The organism is Pseudomonas palleroniana, assembly GCF_003031675.1.
GTDB lineage: Bacteria > Pseudomonadota > Gammaproteobacteria > Pseudomonadales > Pseudomonadaceae > Aquipseudomonas > Aquipseudomonas palleroniana.
Genome location: NZ_PYWX01000053.1, coordinates 318,922 through 331,628, shown reverse-complemented (window position 1 = coordinate 331,628; position 12,707 = coordinate 318,922). Strand labels below are relative to the sequence as shown.

The 12,707-nt window shown below is 57.7% G+C and carries 12 protein-coding genes; 3 read left to right on the top strand and 9 right to left on the bottom strand.

What is annotated here, in order from left to right; translation table 11 throughout:
- Positions 1 to 197: 197 nt before the first annotated feature.
- The 9 genes from msrQ to mrcB form a co-directional block, all read right to left on the bottom strand.
- Positions 198 to 818 carry a protein-methionine-sulfoxide reductase heme-binding subunit MsrQ gene (gene msrQ, locus C9383_RS19550; RefSeq protein ID WP_090365833.1) on the bottom strand — a complete coding sequence of 207 codons (621 nt, stop codon included), beginning with the start codon at positions 816 to 818 and terminating at the stop codon, positions 198 to 200.
- Positions 818 to 1,831 carry a protein-methionine-sulfoxide reductase catalytic subunit MsrP gene (msrP, locus tag C9383_RS19545; RefSeq protein ID WP_090365832.1) on the bottom strand — a complete coding sequence of 338 codons (1,014 nt, stop codon included), beginning with the start codon at positions 1,829 to 1,831 and terminating at the stop codon, positions 818 to 820. Before msrP ends, msrQ begins: the two co-directional genes overlap by 1 nt.
- Positions 1,832 to 1,894: 63 nt before the next feature.
- Positions 1,895 to 2,752 (bottom strand): CDP-diacylglycerol--serine O-phosphatidyltransferase, encoded by an 858-nt coding sequence (gene pssA, locus C9383_RS19540; RefSeq protein ID WP_060752232.1) that lies wholly within the window; start codon positions 2,750 to 2,752, stop codon positions 1,895 to 1,897.
- 146 nt (positions 2,753 to 2,898) lie between these two features.
- A complete protein-coding gene (gene ilvC, locus C9383_RS19535) occupies positions 2,899 to 3,915 on the bottom strand; it encodes a ketol-acid reductoisomerase (RefSeq protein WP_060752233.1) in 1,017 nt (338 codons plus the stop codon).
- A 47-nt stretch (positions 3,916 to 3,962) separates the two neighbouring features.
- Entirely contained in the window at positions 3,963 to 4,454 is a 492-nt protein-coding gene (gene ilvN / locus C9383_RS19530) for an acetolactate synthase small subunit (RefSeq protein WP_003176102.1), read from the bottom strand.
- Positions 4,455 to 4,456: 2 nt separating this feature from the next.
- Entirely contained in the window at positions 4,457 to 6,181 is a 1,725-nt protein-coding gene (locus C9383_RS19525; protein ID WP_090365838.1) for an acetolactate synthase 3 large subunit, read from the bottom strand.
- Positions 6,182 to 6,612: 431 nt separating this feature from the next.
- Positions 6,613 to 6,942, bottom strand: a complete 330-nt coding sequence (locus tag C9383_RS19520; protein WP_060752234.1) for a YqcC family protein — start codon at positions 6,940 to 6,942, stop codon at positions 6,613 to 6,615.
- Positions 6,942 to 7,673, bottom strand: coding sequence for a hypothetical protein (locus tag C9383_RS19515; protein WP_090365830.1), 732 nt, complete (start codon positions 7,671 to 7,673; stop codon positions 6,942 to 6,944). Before C9383_RS19515 ends, C9383_RS19520 begins: the two co-directional genes overlap by 1 nt.
- A gap of 16 nt (positions 7,674 to 7,689) precedes the next feature.
- On the bottom strand, positions 7,690 to 10,014 hold the full coding sequence (gene mrcB / locus C9383_RS19510; RefSeq protein WP_090365828.1) for a penicillin-binding protein 1B: 2,325 nt from the start codon (positions 10,012 to 10,014) through the stop codon (positions 7,690 to 7,692).
- Positions 10,015 to 10,132: 118 nt separating this feature from the next.
- Here mrcB and C9383_RS19505 point away from each other — a divergent pair, with 118 nt between their 5' ends.
- From C9383_RS19505 to C9383_RS19495, 3 genes are all read left to right on the top strand, one after another.
- Positions 10,133 to 11,689 carry a bifunctional aminoglycoside phosphotransferase/ATP-binding protein gene (locus C9383_RS19505; protein ID WP_090365827.1) on the top strand — a complete coding sequence of 519 codons (1,557 nt, stop codon included), beginning with the start codon at positions 10,133 to 10,135 and terminating at the stop codon, positions 11,687 to 11,689.
- Between the two features lie 93 nt (positions 11,690 to 11,782).
- Positions 11,783 to 12,127, top strand: a complete 345-nt coding sequence (locus tag C9383_RS19500) for a pentapeptide repeat-containing protein (protein WP_060752238.1) — start codon at positions 11,783 to 11,785, stop codon at positions 12,125 to 12,127.
- 203 nt (positions 12,128 to 12,330) lie between these two features.
- The gene (locus C9383_RS19495) at positions 12,331 to 12,603 is read left to right on the top strand and encodes a TfoX/Sxy family protein (protein WP_010562703.1); all 273 of its coding nucleotides are present in this window, start codon (positions 12,331 to 12,333) and stop codon (positions 12,601 to 12,603) included.
- Positions 12,604 to 12,707 lie beyond the last annotated feature (104 nt).

Sequence of the window (12,707 nt, the reverse complement as noted above, 5' to 3'; positions counted from 1 at the left end):
CCGCTTTCGACCGAGAAGATCGAACCGTTGATAGAGCCAAACAACACCGCCCTACCAACTCCTTCTGGGCTTCGATGAACTGAAGCGAGTCGCTGCCTGAATCTTCTTAACTTCTTGTTTATCAAGGAGTTTTCAGTTTCGACTGCGCCGGAAGTGGGGCGAATTATAGACAGATACAATTTGCCGTCAAGCAATAATTACGTTTTTGTTGCAGAGGGGGCCTTTTTCGCAATAAGACGAGGGATCCGGCGCATCACTGGAGGCAAACGCAACATTAAAAGCAGAGCACCTATAGATGCATAGATAGCCCATTCCTTCAGATCAGCCCGCACGATCCACAGCATATGCAGCAAACCGAGCCCCAGAATGACATACACCAGACGGTGCAGCTTCTTCCAACGGCTACCCAACCGGCGCTGGCTATAGCGGTTTGAGGTCACCGCAAGCACCAACAAGGAAATGAACCCCAGCGCACCGACAATAATGTAAGGCCGCTTACGCAGCTCCACTCCCAATTGCGACCAATCAAGCCCAAGGATAAACACGCAGTAAGCCGCCAGGTGCAGAACCACATACGCAAAACACCAGAGTCCCAACTGTCGCCGCACCGCAATCCACCCGGCCCACCCGCTAAGCTTCTGCAGCGGTGTCATGCTCAAGGTGATCAATAGCAAGATCAGCGTCCCAAGCCCCAACCGATCCATCAGCACTTTCCCAGGATCAGGCCCCAGCACAGAACGCCATGCTTCATACAGCCAGTAAAACGGCCATATCGCCGCCGCTATAAAAACGCCAATGCGCCAGATGGGATAACGCATCAATAGTTCTTCCGCAAATCGAGACCTGTATAGAGAGAAGCGACCTCATCCGAATAGCCATTGAACATTTGCGTTTCGCGCACATTCGGACTGAACAAACCGCTCGGCAAGCGCCGCTCCCGCGCCTGGGTCCAGCGAGGGTGATCGACTGTAGGGTTCACGTTTGCGTAGAACCCATATTCGTTGGCCGCAATACTCTGCCAGGTAGTCTTAGGCTGTTCGCTCAGCAAGCTGATCCGCACAATGGACTTCACACTCTTGAAGCCATACTTCCACGGCACCACCAAACGCAATGGCGCGCCATTCTGGTTAGGCAACTCCCGCCCATACATGCCCACAGCAAGGATCGCCAAGGGATTCATCGCCTCATCCAGGCGCAGCCCTTCTACATAAGGCCAATCGATCAATCCGAAACTCGACCGCTGACCCGGCATACTCTTAGGGTCCTGAAGCGTTTCAAAACGGATGTATTTGGCATTTGATGTCGGCTCAACCTGCTTGAGCAAAGCAGAGATCGGAAAACCGATCCACGGAATAACCATCGACCACGCTTCAACGCAGCGCAAACGGTAGATCCGCTCCTCCAATTGATGAGGTTTCATGAAATCTTCCAAGGCATAACGCCCCGGCTTCGCCACCTCGCCGTCGATGACCACACTCCAAGGTTCGGTCTTGAGTGAGCCTGCGTTCGCCGCCGGGTCGCCCTTGTCAGTACCGAATTCATAAAAGTTGTTGTAGTGGGTGGCATCCTTGAACGGCGTAATAGCCTCGTCCTTTACCGTAACCGCCTGCCATTTGGCTCCCGACAGCTTTTCGGCAAACCAGGCCGGCGCCTTGCCCGGCTCAACATCAGCATAACGCGAAGCATCACCAGCACTGGCCCAACGCGGCAGAACAGTGGCGGCGATGCCGGCCAGCGCACCACCGAGCAAGCTACGACGAGAAAGGTAGAAGGATTCAGGCGTGACATCCGATTCGTGACAATCGGAGGCTTTGGGAAGTTTGATTAACATGGCTACTCCGCAGTGTTGGAGGACTGATGCACCAATAGACTGCGGAGTATGGGGGAAATTACATTAAGGCAACGTTTTGTCCCGACGCAGATGCAGTAAATACTGAATCGGCCCCGAAGCCGCGTAAACCAGGAAGGCCAGCAGCAGAATGCGCGGTGGATCGCTGAAAACTACGGCGAACACCAATACCACTATCAGGATCGCCACAAAAGGCACTCGCCCCTTGAGGTCGAACTCCTTGAAGCTGTTGTACTTGATGTTGCTGACCATCAGCATGCCGGCCGCAGCCACCATCAAGGCCACCAGGAACGACATTTTCGAACCCTGGATGCCGTAGTCGCTGAATGCCCACACGATACCCGCGACCACTCCCGCAGCAGCAGGGCTGGCCAAGCCAATGAAGTAACGCTTGTCGGCCGTTCCCACCTGAGTGTTGAAACGCGCCAGGCGCAAGGCAGCCCCCGCGACATAGATGAAGGCAACCATCCAGCCGACCTTGCCCATATCACCCAGTGCCCAGGCAAATGCCAGCAACGCGGGAGCAACGCCAAAGGCAACCATGTCCGATAGCGAATCGTACTCTGCACCGAAGGCGCTCTGAGTATTGGTCATGCGCGCTACACGACCATCAAGGCCGTCGAGCACCATGGCGACGAAAATCGCGATGGCAGCAAAGCCGAAATACTTGCTGGCACTCGCCGCATCCCCCGCCGCCAGGGCGCTTTGGGCACTCATGGAATTGATGATGGAATAAAACCCGGCAAACAGGTTCGCCGTGGTGAACAGGTTGGGCAGAAGATAGATACCACGATGCCGGACCTTGCGGCCTTCCGCGTCATGCCCTTCTTCGACATGCTCATCGATCGGCAGCAGGCTTTCGGCGTCAGAAGCCTGGTTTGGCTCTTCGGGACGTTCGCTCATGGACTTTACCTTACAACGGTGTGAAAAAAATTCGACAAGTACTTGCGGCGAGTGTTCGCACGCAAAGGATGCAGCTTTATACCAGAACCCGTCCTCCCAAACGAAAAAACGCGGCCTAGGCCGCGTTTTCTCTTGATACATACGACTTAGTTTTTGGCTTTGTCGACGATCTTGTTGGCACCGATCCACGGCATCATGGAGCGCAGTTGCTCGCCGATGACTTCGATACCATGAGCGGCGTTGTTACGACGCTTGGCGGTCATCGAAGGGTAGCCGGTTGCGCCTTCGCTGATGAACATTTTGGCGTATTCGCCGTCCTGAATACGTTTCAGGGCGTTGCGCATAGCCTGACGGGACTCGGCGTTGATCACTTCCGGGCCAGTCACGTACTCGCCGTATTCGGCGTTGTTGGAGATCGAGTAGTTCATGTTGGCGATACCGCCTTCGTACATGAGGTCAACGATCAGCTTCAGTTCGTGCAGGCACTCGAAGTAGGCCATTTCCGGCGCGTAGCCAGCTTCAACCAGGGTTTCGAAACCGGCTTTTACCAACTCGACGGTACCGCCGCACAGAACGGCTTGTTCGCCGAACAGGTCAGTTTCGGTCTCGTCCTTGAAGGTGGTTTCGATGATGCCGGTACGGCCGCCGCCCACGCCGGAAGCGTAAGACAGTGCAACGTTCTTGGCGTTGCCCGACGCGTCCTGGTAGATCGCGATCAGGTCAGGAATACCACCGCCTTTGACGAACTCGGAACGTACGGTGTGACCCGGGGCCTTCGGCGCGATCATGATCACGTCGAGGTCGGCGCGCGGCACAACCTGGTTGTAGTGAATCGCAAAACCGTGGGAGAAGGCCAGGGTGGCGCCCTTCTTGATGTTCGGCTCGATTTCGTTCTTGTACAGCGTGGACTGGAACTCGTCCGGGGTCAGGATCATGACCACATCGGCAGCAGCTACGGCGGAAGCCACGTCAGTGACTTTCAGGCCATGGGCTTCAGCCTTGGCAACAGTGGCCGAGCCTTTGCGCAGGCCGACAGTCACGTCAACGCCGGAATCTTTCAGGTTGCAGGCTTGTGCATGACCCTGGGAGCCGTAGCCGATGATGGCGACTTTCTTGCCCTGGATGATCGACAGGTCACAATCTTTATCGTAATAAACTTTCATGAGGTTCCTCTATATATCCAGGCCGTAAGGCCATTCGCTAATTTGGGTTAGATGCTGAGTACTTTGTCGCCACGGGCAATCCCGGTGACACCACTGCGTACCGTTTCCAGAATCGAGGCCGTCCCGATCGACTGGATGAAGCTGTCCAGCTTGTCGCTCGTACCGGTCAGTTGAACGGTATAAACGCTGGCACTCACATCGACGATCTGCCCGCGATAAATGTCGGTGGTGCGTTTGATCTCGGCACGTTGAGCACCCGTGGCCTTGACTTTAACCAGCATCAGCTCGCGCTCGATGTGGGCACTTTCCGACAGGTCGACCAGCTTGACCACTTCGATCAGCTTGTTGAGGTTCTTGGTGATCTGTTCGATGACCTCATCGTGACCCACGGTGGTCAACGTCAGGCGCGACAGGGTCGGGTCTTCAGTTGGCGCCACAGTCAGGCTTTCGATGTTGTAGTTACGTTGCGAAAACAGGCCGACAACACGAGACAGAGCGCCGGGTTCGTTCTCCAAAAGCAGGGAGATAATATGCCGCATGATTAAGTACGCTCCGTCTTGTTCAACCACATGTCACGCATAGAGCCGTCTTTGATCTGCATCGGGTAGACGTGCTCGCTGGTATCCACCTGAATATCGATGAACACCAGGCGGTCCTTCATGGCGAACGCCTCTTCCATCTTCGGCTTCAGATCTTTCAAATCCGTGATGCGAATGCCGACGTGGCCATAGGCTTCAACCAACTTGACGAAATCTGGCAGCGACTCCATGTAGGAATGGGAGTGACGGCTGTTGTAACTCATGTCCTGCCACTGACGAACCATGCCCAGCACGCCGTTGTTCAGGCACACGATCTTCACCGGCAGCCCGTACTGCAGGCATGTCGACAGCTCCTGGATATTCATCTGAATGCTGCCCTCACCGGTGACGCACGCGACGTCGGTGTCAGGGAAGCTCAGTTTCACACCCATGGCGGCAGGGAAACCAAAGCCCATCGTGCCCAGGCCACCGGAGTTGATCCAGCGGTTAGGCTTGTCGAACTTGTAGTATTGCGCGGCGAACATCTGGTGCTGGCCCACGTCGGAGGTCACAAAGGCGTCGCCCTTGGTCACTTCGCACAGGGTCTCGATCACGGTTTGTGGCTTGATGATGCTGCCGTCACCCTTGTCGTAAGGGAACAGGCCGCGGTCACCGCGCCATTCGTCGATCTGTTTCCACCAACTGGCCACGGACTCTTTGTTCGGCGCTTGGCCGATGTCCTTGAGCGCGGCAACCATTTCGGTCAGTACGCTTTCCACTGGCCCCACGATCGGCACATCGGCCTTGATAGTCTTGGAAATGGACGCCGGGTCGATGTCGATGTGGATGATCTTGGCATTCGGGCAGAATTTGCTCGCGCCGTTGATCACTCGATCATCGAACCGTGCGCCTACAGCCAGAATCACATCGGCGTGGTGCATGGTGAGGTTGGCGGTGTAGCTGCCGTGCATACCGAGCATGCCGACGAACTGACGGTCCGTCCCCGGAAATGCGCCAAGGCCCATCAGGGTATTGGTGACCGGCAGGTTAAGCAGTTTGGCCAGTTCGGTGAGCGGTGCTGAACCGCCCCCCAGAATCACGCCACCGCCCGAGTACAACACAGGGCGCTTGGCCGCCAGGAGCATTTCTGCCGCCTTGCGGATTTGACCCGAATGCCCACGAACGGCCGGGCTGTAGGAACGCAGCTTGGCTTTCTTCGGGAAGACGTATTCGAATTTTTCCGCCGGGTTGGTCATGTCTTTCGGGACATCGACCACCACAGGGCCCGGGCGACCGGACTGTGCGAGGTAGAAGGCCTTCTTCATGACTTCCGGGATTTCCGACGGATGCTTGATCATGAAGCTGTGTTTCACGATCGGCCGGGAGATACCGATCATGTCGGTTTCCTGGAATGCATCGGTACCCACCATGGTGCTTGGCACCTGGCCGGAAATGATCACCATCGGGATGGAGTCCATATAGGCAGTCGCGATGCCGGTAATGGCATTGGTTGCGCCTGGGCCGGACGTTACCAGTACCACGCCGGCTTTACCGGTGGCACGGGCGTAACCATCAGCCATATGGGTCGCGGCCTGTTCGTGGCGAACCAGGATGTGGGTAACAGCCGGTTCCTTGAACAGTGCGTCGTAAACATGCAGCAGAGCACCACCTGGGTACCCGTAGATATAGTCGACGCCTTCGTCACGCAAAAAGCGGACGAGCATCTCACCACCAGATAAAAGCTCCACGTTGTTCACCTCTAAAACGCCAGAATACCGTCCGTTGAAAACCGACGGGTCTTAATAGGTTTACTTCTCAACAGAGCATGAGCGACGGTGGTCGCCGACTACGTCAGCACTGACTGAGCAAGTATTGGGATCGTCCCAAGTGTTGCGGGCTTTTCCCACCCAGCGCGAGGTAACGCGTTGCGGGTGTTACAGGTCGGCGCGGATATGCGCCTCATGATCTGCCGAGCGGGCCTGCTTCTGGCAGTCCCGATACAGCGGACTTTGGATTCTTCTGTTTCAGCCCCTTCAAGTCAAGCAATAATTGCGCTTTTTTCCAACTAAGCGCACGAGAACGTATAAGAAAGGGGTTTGAGGAGGGATAAAACTCGCCTGAATGTCGTCAAGCGGTAGAAATATGCGCAAGACTGCCGGAAAAACCGGCAGTCAGGCAATTAACGAGCGTCGACGATCAGTTGGTCGAACTTTTTCAGCGCATCACGCAAGCCAAGGCTCTCCGACGGCCGATCGGCGTATACCATCTCAGCCATCTCCAGGATTCCCGACGCGTTGGGCAGCGGCAGATCCTGCTCGAGAATCTGCTTCATGCGTACCAGGAAGATCCATTGCAGCCACTGATGAAAATCCAGGGTATCGACCGAAAAGGGCTCGGTGCTGCCAAGCGCCTCGGCGCTGGGGGGCACTTCGTCCCACCAGCCCTGCACACGCAACTCGCGCTCAATCAACAGCAACTGTTCGGCAATCGCGGGAAAACGTGCATCCATCAGAGGCTGACCTTGGCTTTCTGCCGCGCTTGGGCGGCACCGGCGGCATCACCTTGCGCCGCACGCGCATCACCAATCAAAGCCCACAAGTTGGCCTGCAGGTCAGGGCGACCGTTGGCCAGAGTCAGGCCACGACGGGCGAACTGTTCGGCTTGCGGTGCATCCCCCTGGGCCAAACGCACCTGGGCGAGTCGATACAGCACTTGCGGCTCGCGAGGTGCAACACGTTGGGCACGCTCAAGGCTCGACGATGCGCCGTTCAAGTCACCACCGGCCTGCTGTTGCTGGGCGGTGGTCAGCAAAGCCAATACCGGCCCGTCCAGTTGCTCGTCAGCCGACAGGCCGCCGGCATTCGACGATGGAATGCCGCTCGGCGTCGAAGGTGGCATGTTGTAGGTGCCTTGGCTGATCGGTGCGGCCTGGATCGGCGTCGAATCCACTGGGCCCGAAGTGCTCGGCCCTGGCGTCCACGGCTCGGCATTGATCGGCGCCGAGGTAGCGGCTCCGGCACCCGGCACCATGACGACCACGCCCGAATCCTGCGGCACGGCTTGAGGGGCCTGGGCAGGACGTTTGACGACAGTCTGGCGGAAACCGCCGTTGGCCGAAATCCGGTCGTTATTGGAAACGGTCGTGCTCGAATCCACTACGGGAATGGAGCCACGCTGCACACTGGAGCAACCGTTGAGCAAAGCCAGAGCTGTAATAGCTGGAATCCACCACTTGTTCACTTGAAACCCTCTTTGCTTAATTCATCCAGCCCTTGACCCAATCCATCACCGACTCCGCATCAGCAGGCGCACTGCCACCGCACGCGGCGCCAGGTGGTGGCTCGCTGCCGCGAATATACGGCATCTGTACCGCACCCGGACAGTTGGCATCGGAACCCTGGCCGGTGTGCGGATCAATCCATGCCTGCACGATATTGTCCGGCTGCGGCATGTTCAACGGCAGCGGGTCGGCCTTGCGCATGAAACTGGTCCAGACCTGCAATGCACCAGTGGCACCGGTGAACGGCGTTTTGCCGTTGTCATCTCGGCCCAGCCACACCACCGCCAGCACATCCTGGCCGAAGCCGGCGAACCAGCTGTCGCGAGAGTCGTTACTGGTGCCGGTCTTGCCCGCCAGCGTCAGGTTGGACGGCAACACGCTATAGACCGAGCGCCCCGTACCTTCACGCATTACGCGCTGCATGGCGTTCTGAATCAGGTAGATGGAGCCCGCGTCGAAACGCTGCTGGATCTGGAACGGATAACGTTTGAGCGGCTCACCGTCGGCGGTCAGTACGCTGCGAATGCCGCGCATCGGCGTATTGAACCCCCCGTTGGCGAGGGTCTGGTACATCGTGGCCACTTCCATCGGGGTCATCGCACCGGCGCCCAGCAGCATCGATGGGAACGCCGGGAACTCACGGTTGATGCCCAGGCGCCCCAAGGTTTTCAGCACGTTCGGCACGCCCACTTCAAGCCCGAGGCGCGAGGTGGAAATGTTGTAGGAATGCGCCAGGCCTTGATACAGGAACACCGTGCCGTGGGAGCGGCGATCGAAGTTCTGCGGCGTCCATACCTGGCCATCGGCACCCTTGACCGACAGCGGTTCATCCGACAGCCAACTGGTCAGGGTGTATTTGCTTGGTTTCTCCAAGGCCGTCAGGTAGACCGCAGGCTTGACCAGCGAACCGATCGGCCGCACGGCATCCAGCGCACGGTTGAAACCGGCGAAACTGGCTTGGCGACTGCCGATCATGGCCTGGACTTCACCGGTTTCCGGGTTGGTCACAACCATGGCCGCTTCTACTTCATCCGAGCCCTTGCGACCGGTCAGGCGCTTGAAGGTGTCGTTGACGGACGCTTCGGCCTTCATCTGCAGAATCGGGTCGAAACTGGTGAAAATCCGCAAGCCTTCTTCGGTCAAGTCTTCGTCGCGGTAGTCTTCACGCAATTGGCGTTTGACCAGGTCGATAAAGCCTGGGAAGGAACTGTCGGCAAGCTTGCCGCGAGAAGTCACACCCAGTGGCATTTTCTTCGCCGCAGCCACCTGCTCGGCGGTAGCGACGCCCTGCTGTTCCAACACATCGAGCACCAGGTTGCGGCGCTCAAGGGCGCGCTCCGGGTTACGACGCGGGTTGTAATAGGAAGGCCCTTTGACCATCCCCACCAGCAACGCGACTTGATGCAGCTTCAATTCGGACAACGGCTGGCCAAAGAAGAACTGGCTGGCCAAGCCAAACCCGTGCACAGCACGCTGGCCATCCTGGCCGACGAATACTTCGTTGAGGTACGCCTCAAGGATTTCCTGCTTGCTGTAGTGCAGCTCCAGCAACATCGCCATCATGGCTTCGGTGAGTTTGCGGGTCAGGCTGCGCTCGTTGGTCAGGTAGAAGTTCTTGACCAATTGTTGCGTGAGCGTACTGCCGCCCTGAGTCATCTTGCCGCCGGACGTGTTGACCCAGATGGCACGGGCAATCGACTTGGGCGACACGCCCCAGTGGCTGTAGAAGTCGCGGTCTTCTACCGCAACCAGGGTTTCCAGCAGATACGGTGGCACCTGATCGAGCTTGATCAGGATGCGATCTTCAAGGTTTTTCGGGTAAATACCGCCGATCAACAGCGGTTCCAGGCGGACTACAGGCAGTTTCGAGCCATTGAGCGACGAAAGCTCGGCCACATAATCGCCGGAGAAGCGCACGCGCACCGGCTGGGCTTTTTCCAGGCCCTCATAGAACTGGAAGCCACGGGTGTTCAAGTCGACGGTATTGCCACTGACGGCAGCCGCACCCGGGCCGTTGCTTACGGGTTCGCGACGATAGCCCAGCGCATCGAGCTCAGTGAGGAAGTCATCCTTGCTCAGCTTCTGGCCGGTGAACAGCTCCAGCGGGCGAGCGTATACCTTGGCCGGGATGGTCCAGCGCTTGCCGGAGAACTTCTCCTGAACCACAGCGTCGAGGTACACCGCGAAGCCGGCAAGCACCACAAGGCCCACCAGGCTGAGCTTGAGCGCCCAGCCCAACCAGGGACGCAGGCCGCGGGAAGGAGGTTTTTTACGGGAACGGGGAGATCGGGTTCGAGTCATGGCGGCGGATTATACGCACTTTATTGATGATCAACATGAGCCGGACAGCGGTTTGCACGACCGGCTGTAGCCGCCATAATGCCTGCCATGATTTCTCCCAGACTTTGAAGGATCGCCCGTGAGCCAGCCCCTGATCGCTGCCCTGCAAAACCCGGCTTTATACCAGCACCCGGTTGAAGCGTTTCAAGTCATCGAGACCCATATTTCCTGGGTGATACTGACCGGCGCTTATGCTTATAAGCTGAAGAAACCAATGAACTTCGGCTTTCTGGATTTCACCAACCTGGCTGATCGCGGCCACTTCTGTCGTGAAGAACTGCGCCTCAACCAGCGTCTGACCAAAGATTTGTATCTTGAAGTATTGCCTATCACCGGTACCGCTGACGCCCCGCAAATCGGCGGCGACGGCCCGGTGATCGAATACGCGCTGAAAATGCGCCAGTTCCCGCAAAGCCAGATGCTCAGCACGTTGCAGGCGAATGGCGAGCTGACCAGCGCGCACATCGATGAAATGGCCAGGCAAATCGCGCACTTCCACCTCAACGCACCAAAGGTGCCGCAAGACCACCCTGCCGGCACCCCGGATGAGGTAATGGCACCGGTACGGCAAAACTTCGAACAGATCCGCCCGTTCCTCAGTGACAAGGCCGACCTGGCTCAACTGCAAGCGCTGCAAGCCTGGGCCGAAAGCAGCTTCGAACGCCTCAAACCATTGCTGGCACAACGCAAGCTTGATGGCTTCACCCGCGAATGCCACGGTGACATCCACCTGGGCAACGCCACCTTGATCGATGGCAACGTGGTGATCTTCGACTGTATCGAATTCAATGAACCGTTCCGCTTCACCGACGTGTACGCCGACACCGGCTTCCTGGCCATGGACCTGGAAGACCGCGGCCTCAAATCCCTGGCCCGACGTTTTATCAGCCAGTATCTGGAATTGACCGGCGATTATCAGGGCCTTGAAGTCCTGAACTTCTACAAAGCCTACCGGGCCCTGGTACGCGCCAAGGTTGCGCTGTTCAGCATGCCGAGCGAAGCCGACCCGGTGCAACGCGCTACCACCCTGCGCCAGTACCGTAACTACGCCAACCTGGCGGAAAGCTACAGCACCATCCCGTCGCGCTTCCTGGCAATTACCCATGGCGTTTCGGCCGTCGGCAAAAGCCACGTTGCCATGCGTCTTGTTGAAGCCCTGGGTGCCGTGCGCCTGCGTTCGGACGTCGAGCGCAAGCGCCTGTTTGGTGAGCAGCAGATTGAAAACACGCCGCAGGCCGGAATCTATAGCCAGGACGCCAGTGCTGCGACTTACGCGCGCCTGAACGAAATCGCCAACACTATATTGCGCGCGGGCTTCCCGGTGGTGCTCGATGCCACTTTCCTGAAGCGAGAACAGCGTGACGCAGCCGCCAAGATAGCCGAAGCCACGGGCGCGCCTTTCCTGATTCTGGACTGCAATGCACCACAAGCCGTTATCGCCAACTGGTTGGCGCAACGTCAGGCAGATAAAAACGACCCGTCTGACGCAACACTCAGCGTTATTGACGAACAGCAAACCCACCGCGAACCGCTGACTGCCGAAGAACTGCTCCTGAGCAAACGCGTAGAAACCAATGAGATCGGAACGCTCGACGCACTCGTGGCACACATTCGCCAGCGCCTGCCCGGCCTGTAAGAAATATTTCTTGGTCGTGTCGCCGACCTACGGTGCACGGCCAAGCAATAGTGGCACTATAATGGCATTATACATCCAATCGGAGTCGCCATCATGAGTCAGCCCAAGCTTCTTGATACTCCGCTCTACGCTCTCCTGCATAAAGACGATATCCGCGGCTTTAACCAGGAGCGCCCCAAAGAGGGTGTCATCAACCTGCGCGGTGGCGACTTCCGAGGGCTGGACCTGCGCGACCTGAACGCCACCGGCGTGGACTTCACCGATGCCTATTTCCGCTCGGCCGACCTGCGCGGCCTGGATCTACGCGACTGCTCGCTGGAAGGTGCCAGCCTGGCGCATGCGCAGATCTCCGGCACCTACTTTCCAGCCGAATTGACCGCCGATGAAATCCTGATGTCCGTCAACTTCGGCACCCGGCTGCGCTACCGCACCAAGTAACAGCGCCTGCCCCCTCCCCCGGCACGCCCTCAAGCGCGCCGGTATTCCTCGCCTGCTTGTGGCTGAAGCGTGTTCGTCACTCTTATAGCTTTTCAGCCGTTTCTGCCCAATGAACTACGCTTTTCCTACTGAGCGCTACACTCCTTTCAGGCTTGCCTGGTCACGATACCCACCGCACCATTCGGCCGTCGCAAGGAGGCTTGATGAACGATGAGCTGCAACACCTGAAAAACCTCGGCAAGACCTCCGCGCAATGGCTGCACGCAGTGGGTATCCACAGTGCGTCGGATTTGCGCCGCCTGGGAGCGGTTGATGCCTACCGCGCCGTGCGGACTCGTGGCTTCCGGGCCTCGAAAGTACTGCTGTATGCAATCGAAGGTGCATTGATGGATGTGCACTGGAACGACATCCCCGCGGAGCGCAAGGAAGCGTTGAACCGTCAGTTGGATGCGATTTCAGCGCGCCAGAAGAATTAGATCGGCCACAAACCCCAAGGTTTACAAGCGTTCCAAACAGCTGTTTGAGAAAACTCGATAGGCAGCCAAAACAACTGTTGACTCACAAATGAGAATCGTTATGA

Excerpts from the sequence above, each read along its gene's own strand:
- msrQ (WP_090365833.1), bottom strand. The coding sequence starts at position 818 with ATGCGTTATCCCATCTGGCGCATTGGCGTTTTTATAGCGGCGGCGATA.
- msrP (WP_090365832.1), bottom strand. The coding sequence starts at position 1,831 with ATGTTAATCAAACTTCCCAAAGCCTCCGATTGTCACGAATCGGATGTC.
- pssA (WP_060752232.1), bottom strand. The coding sequence starts at position 2,752 with ATGAGCGAACGTCCCGAAGAGCCAAACCAGGCTTCTGACGCCGAAAGC.
- ilvC (WP_060752233.1), bottom strand. The coding sequence starts at position 3,915 with ATGAAAGTTTATTACGATAAAGATTGTGACCTGTCGATCATCCAGGGC.
- ilvN (WP_003176102.1), bottom strand. The coding sequence starts at position 4,454 with ATGCGGCATATTATCTCCCTGCTTTTGGAGAACGAACCCGGCGCTCTG.
- C9383_RS19520 (WP_060752234.1), bottom strand. The coding sequence starts at position 6,942 with ATGGATGCACGTTTTCCCGCGATTGCCGAACAGTTGCTGTTGATTGAG.
- mrcB (WP_090365828.1), bottom strand. The coding sequence starts at position 10,014 with ATGACTCGAACCCGATCTCCCCGTTCCCGTAAAAAACCTCCTTCCCGC.
- C9383_RS19500 (WP_060752238.1), top strand. The coding sequence starts at position 11,783 with ATGAGTCAGCCCAAGCTTCTTGATACTCCGCTCTACGCTCTCCTGCAT.
- C9383_RS19495 (WP_010562703.1), top strand. The coding sequence starts at position 12,331 with ATGAACGATGAGCTGCAACACCTGAAAAACCTCGGCAAGACCTCCGCG.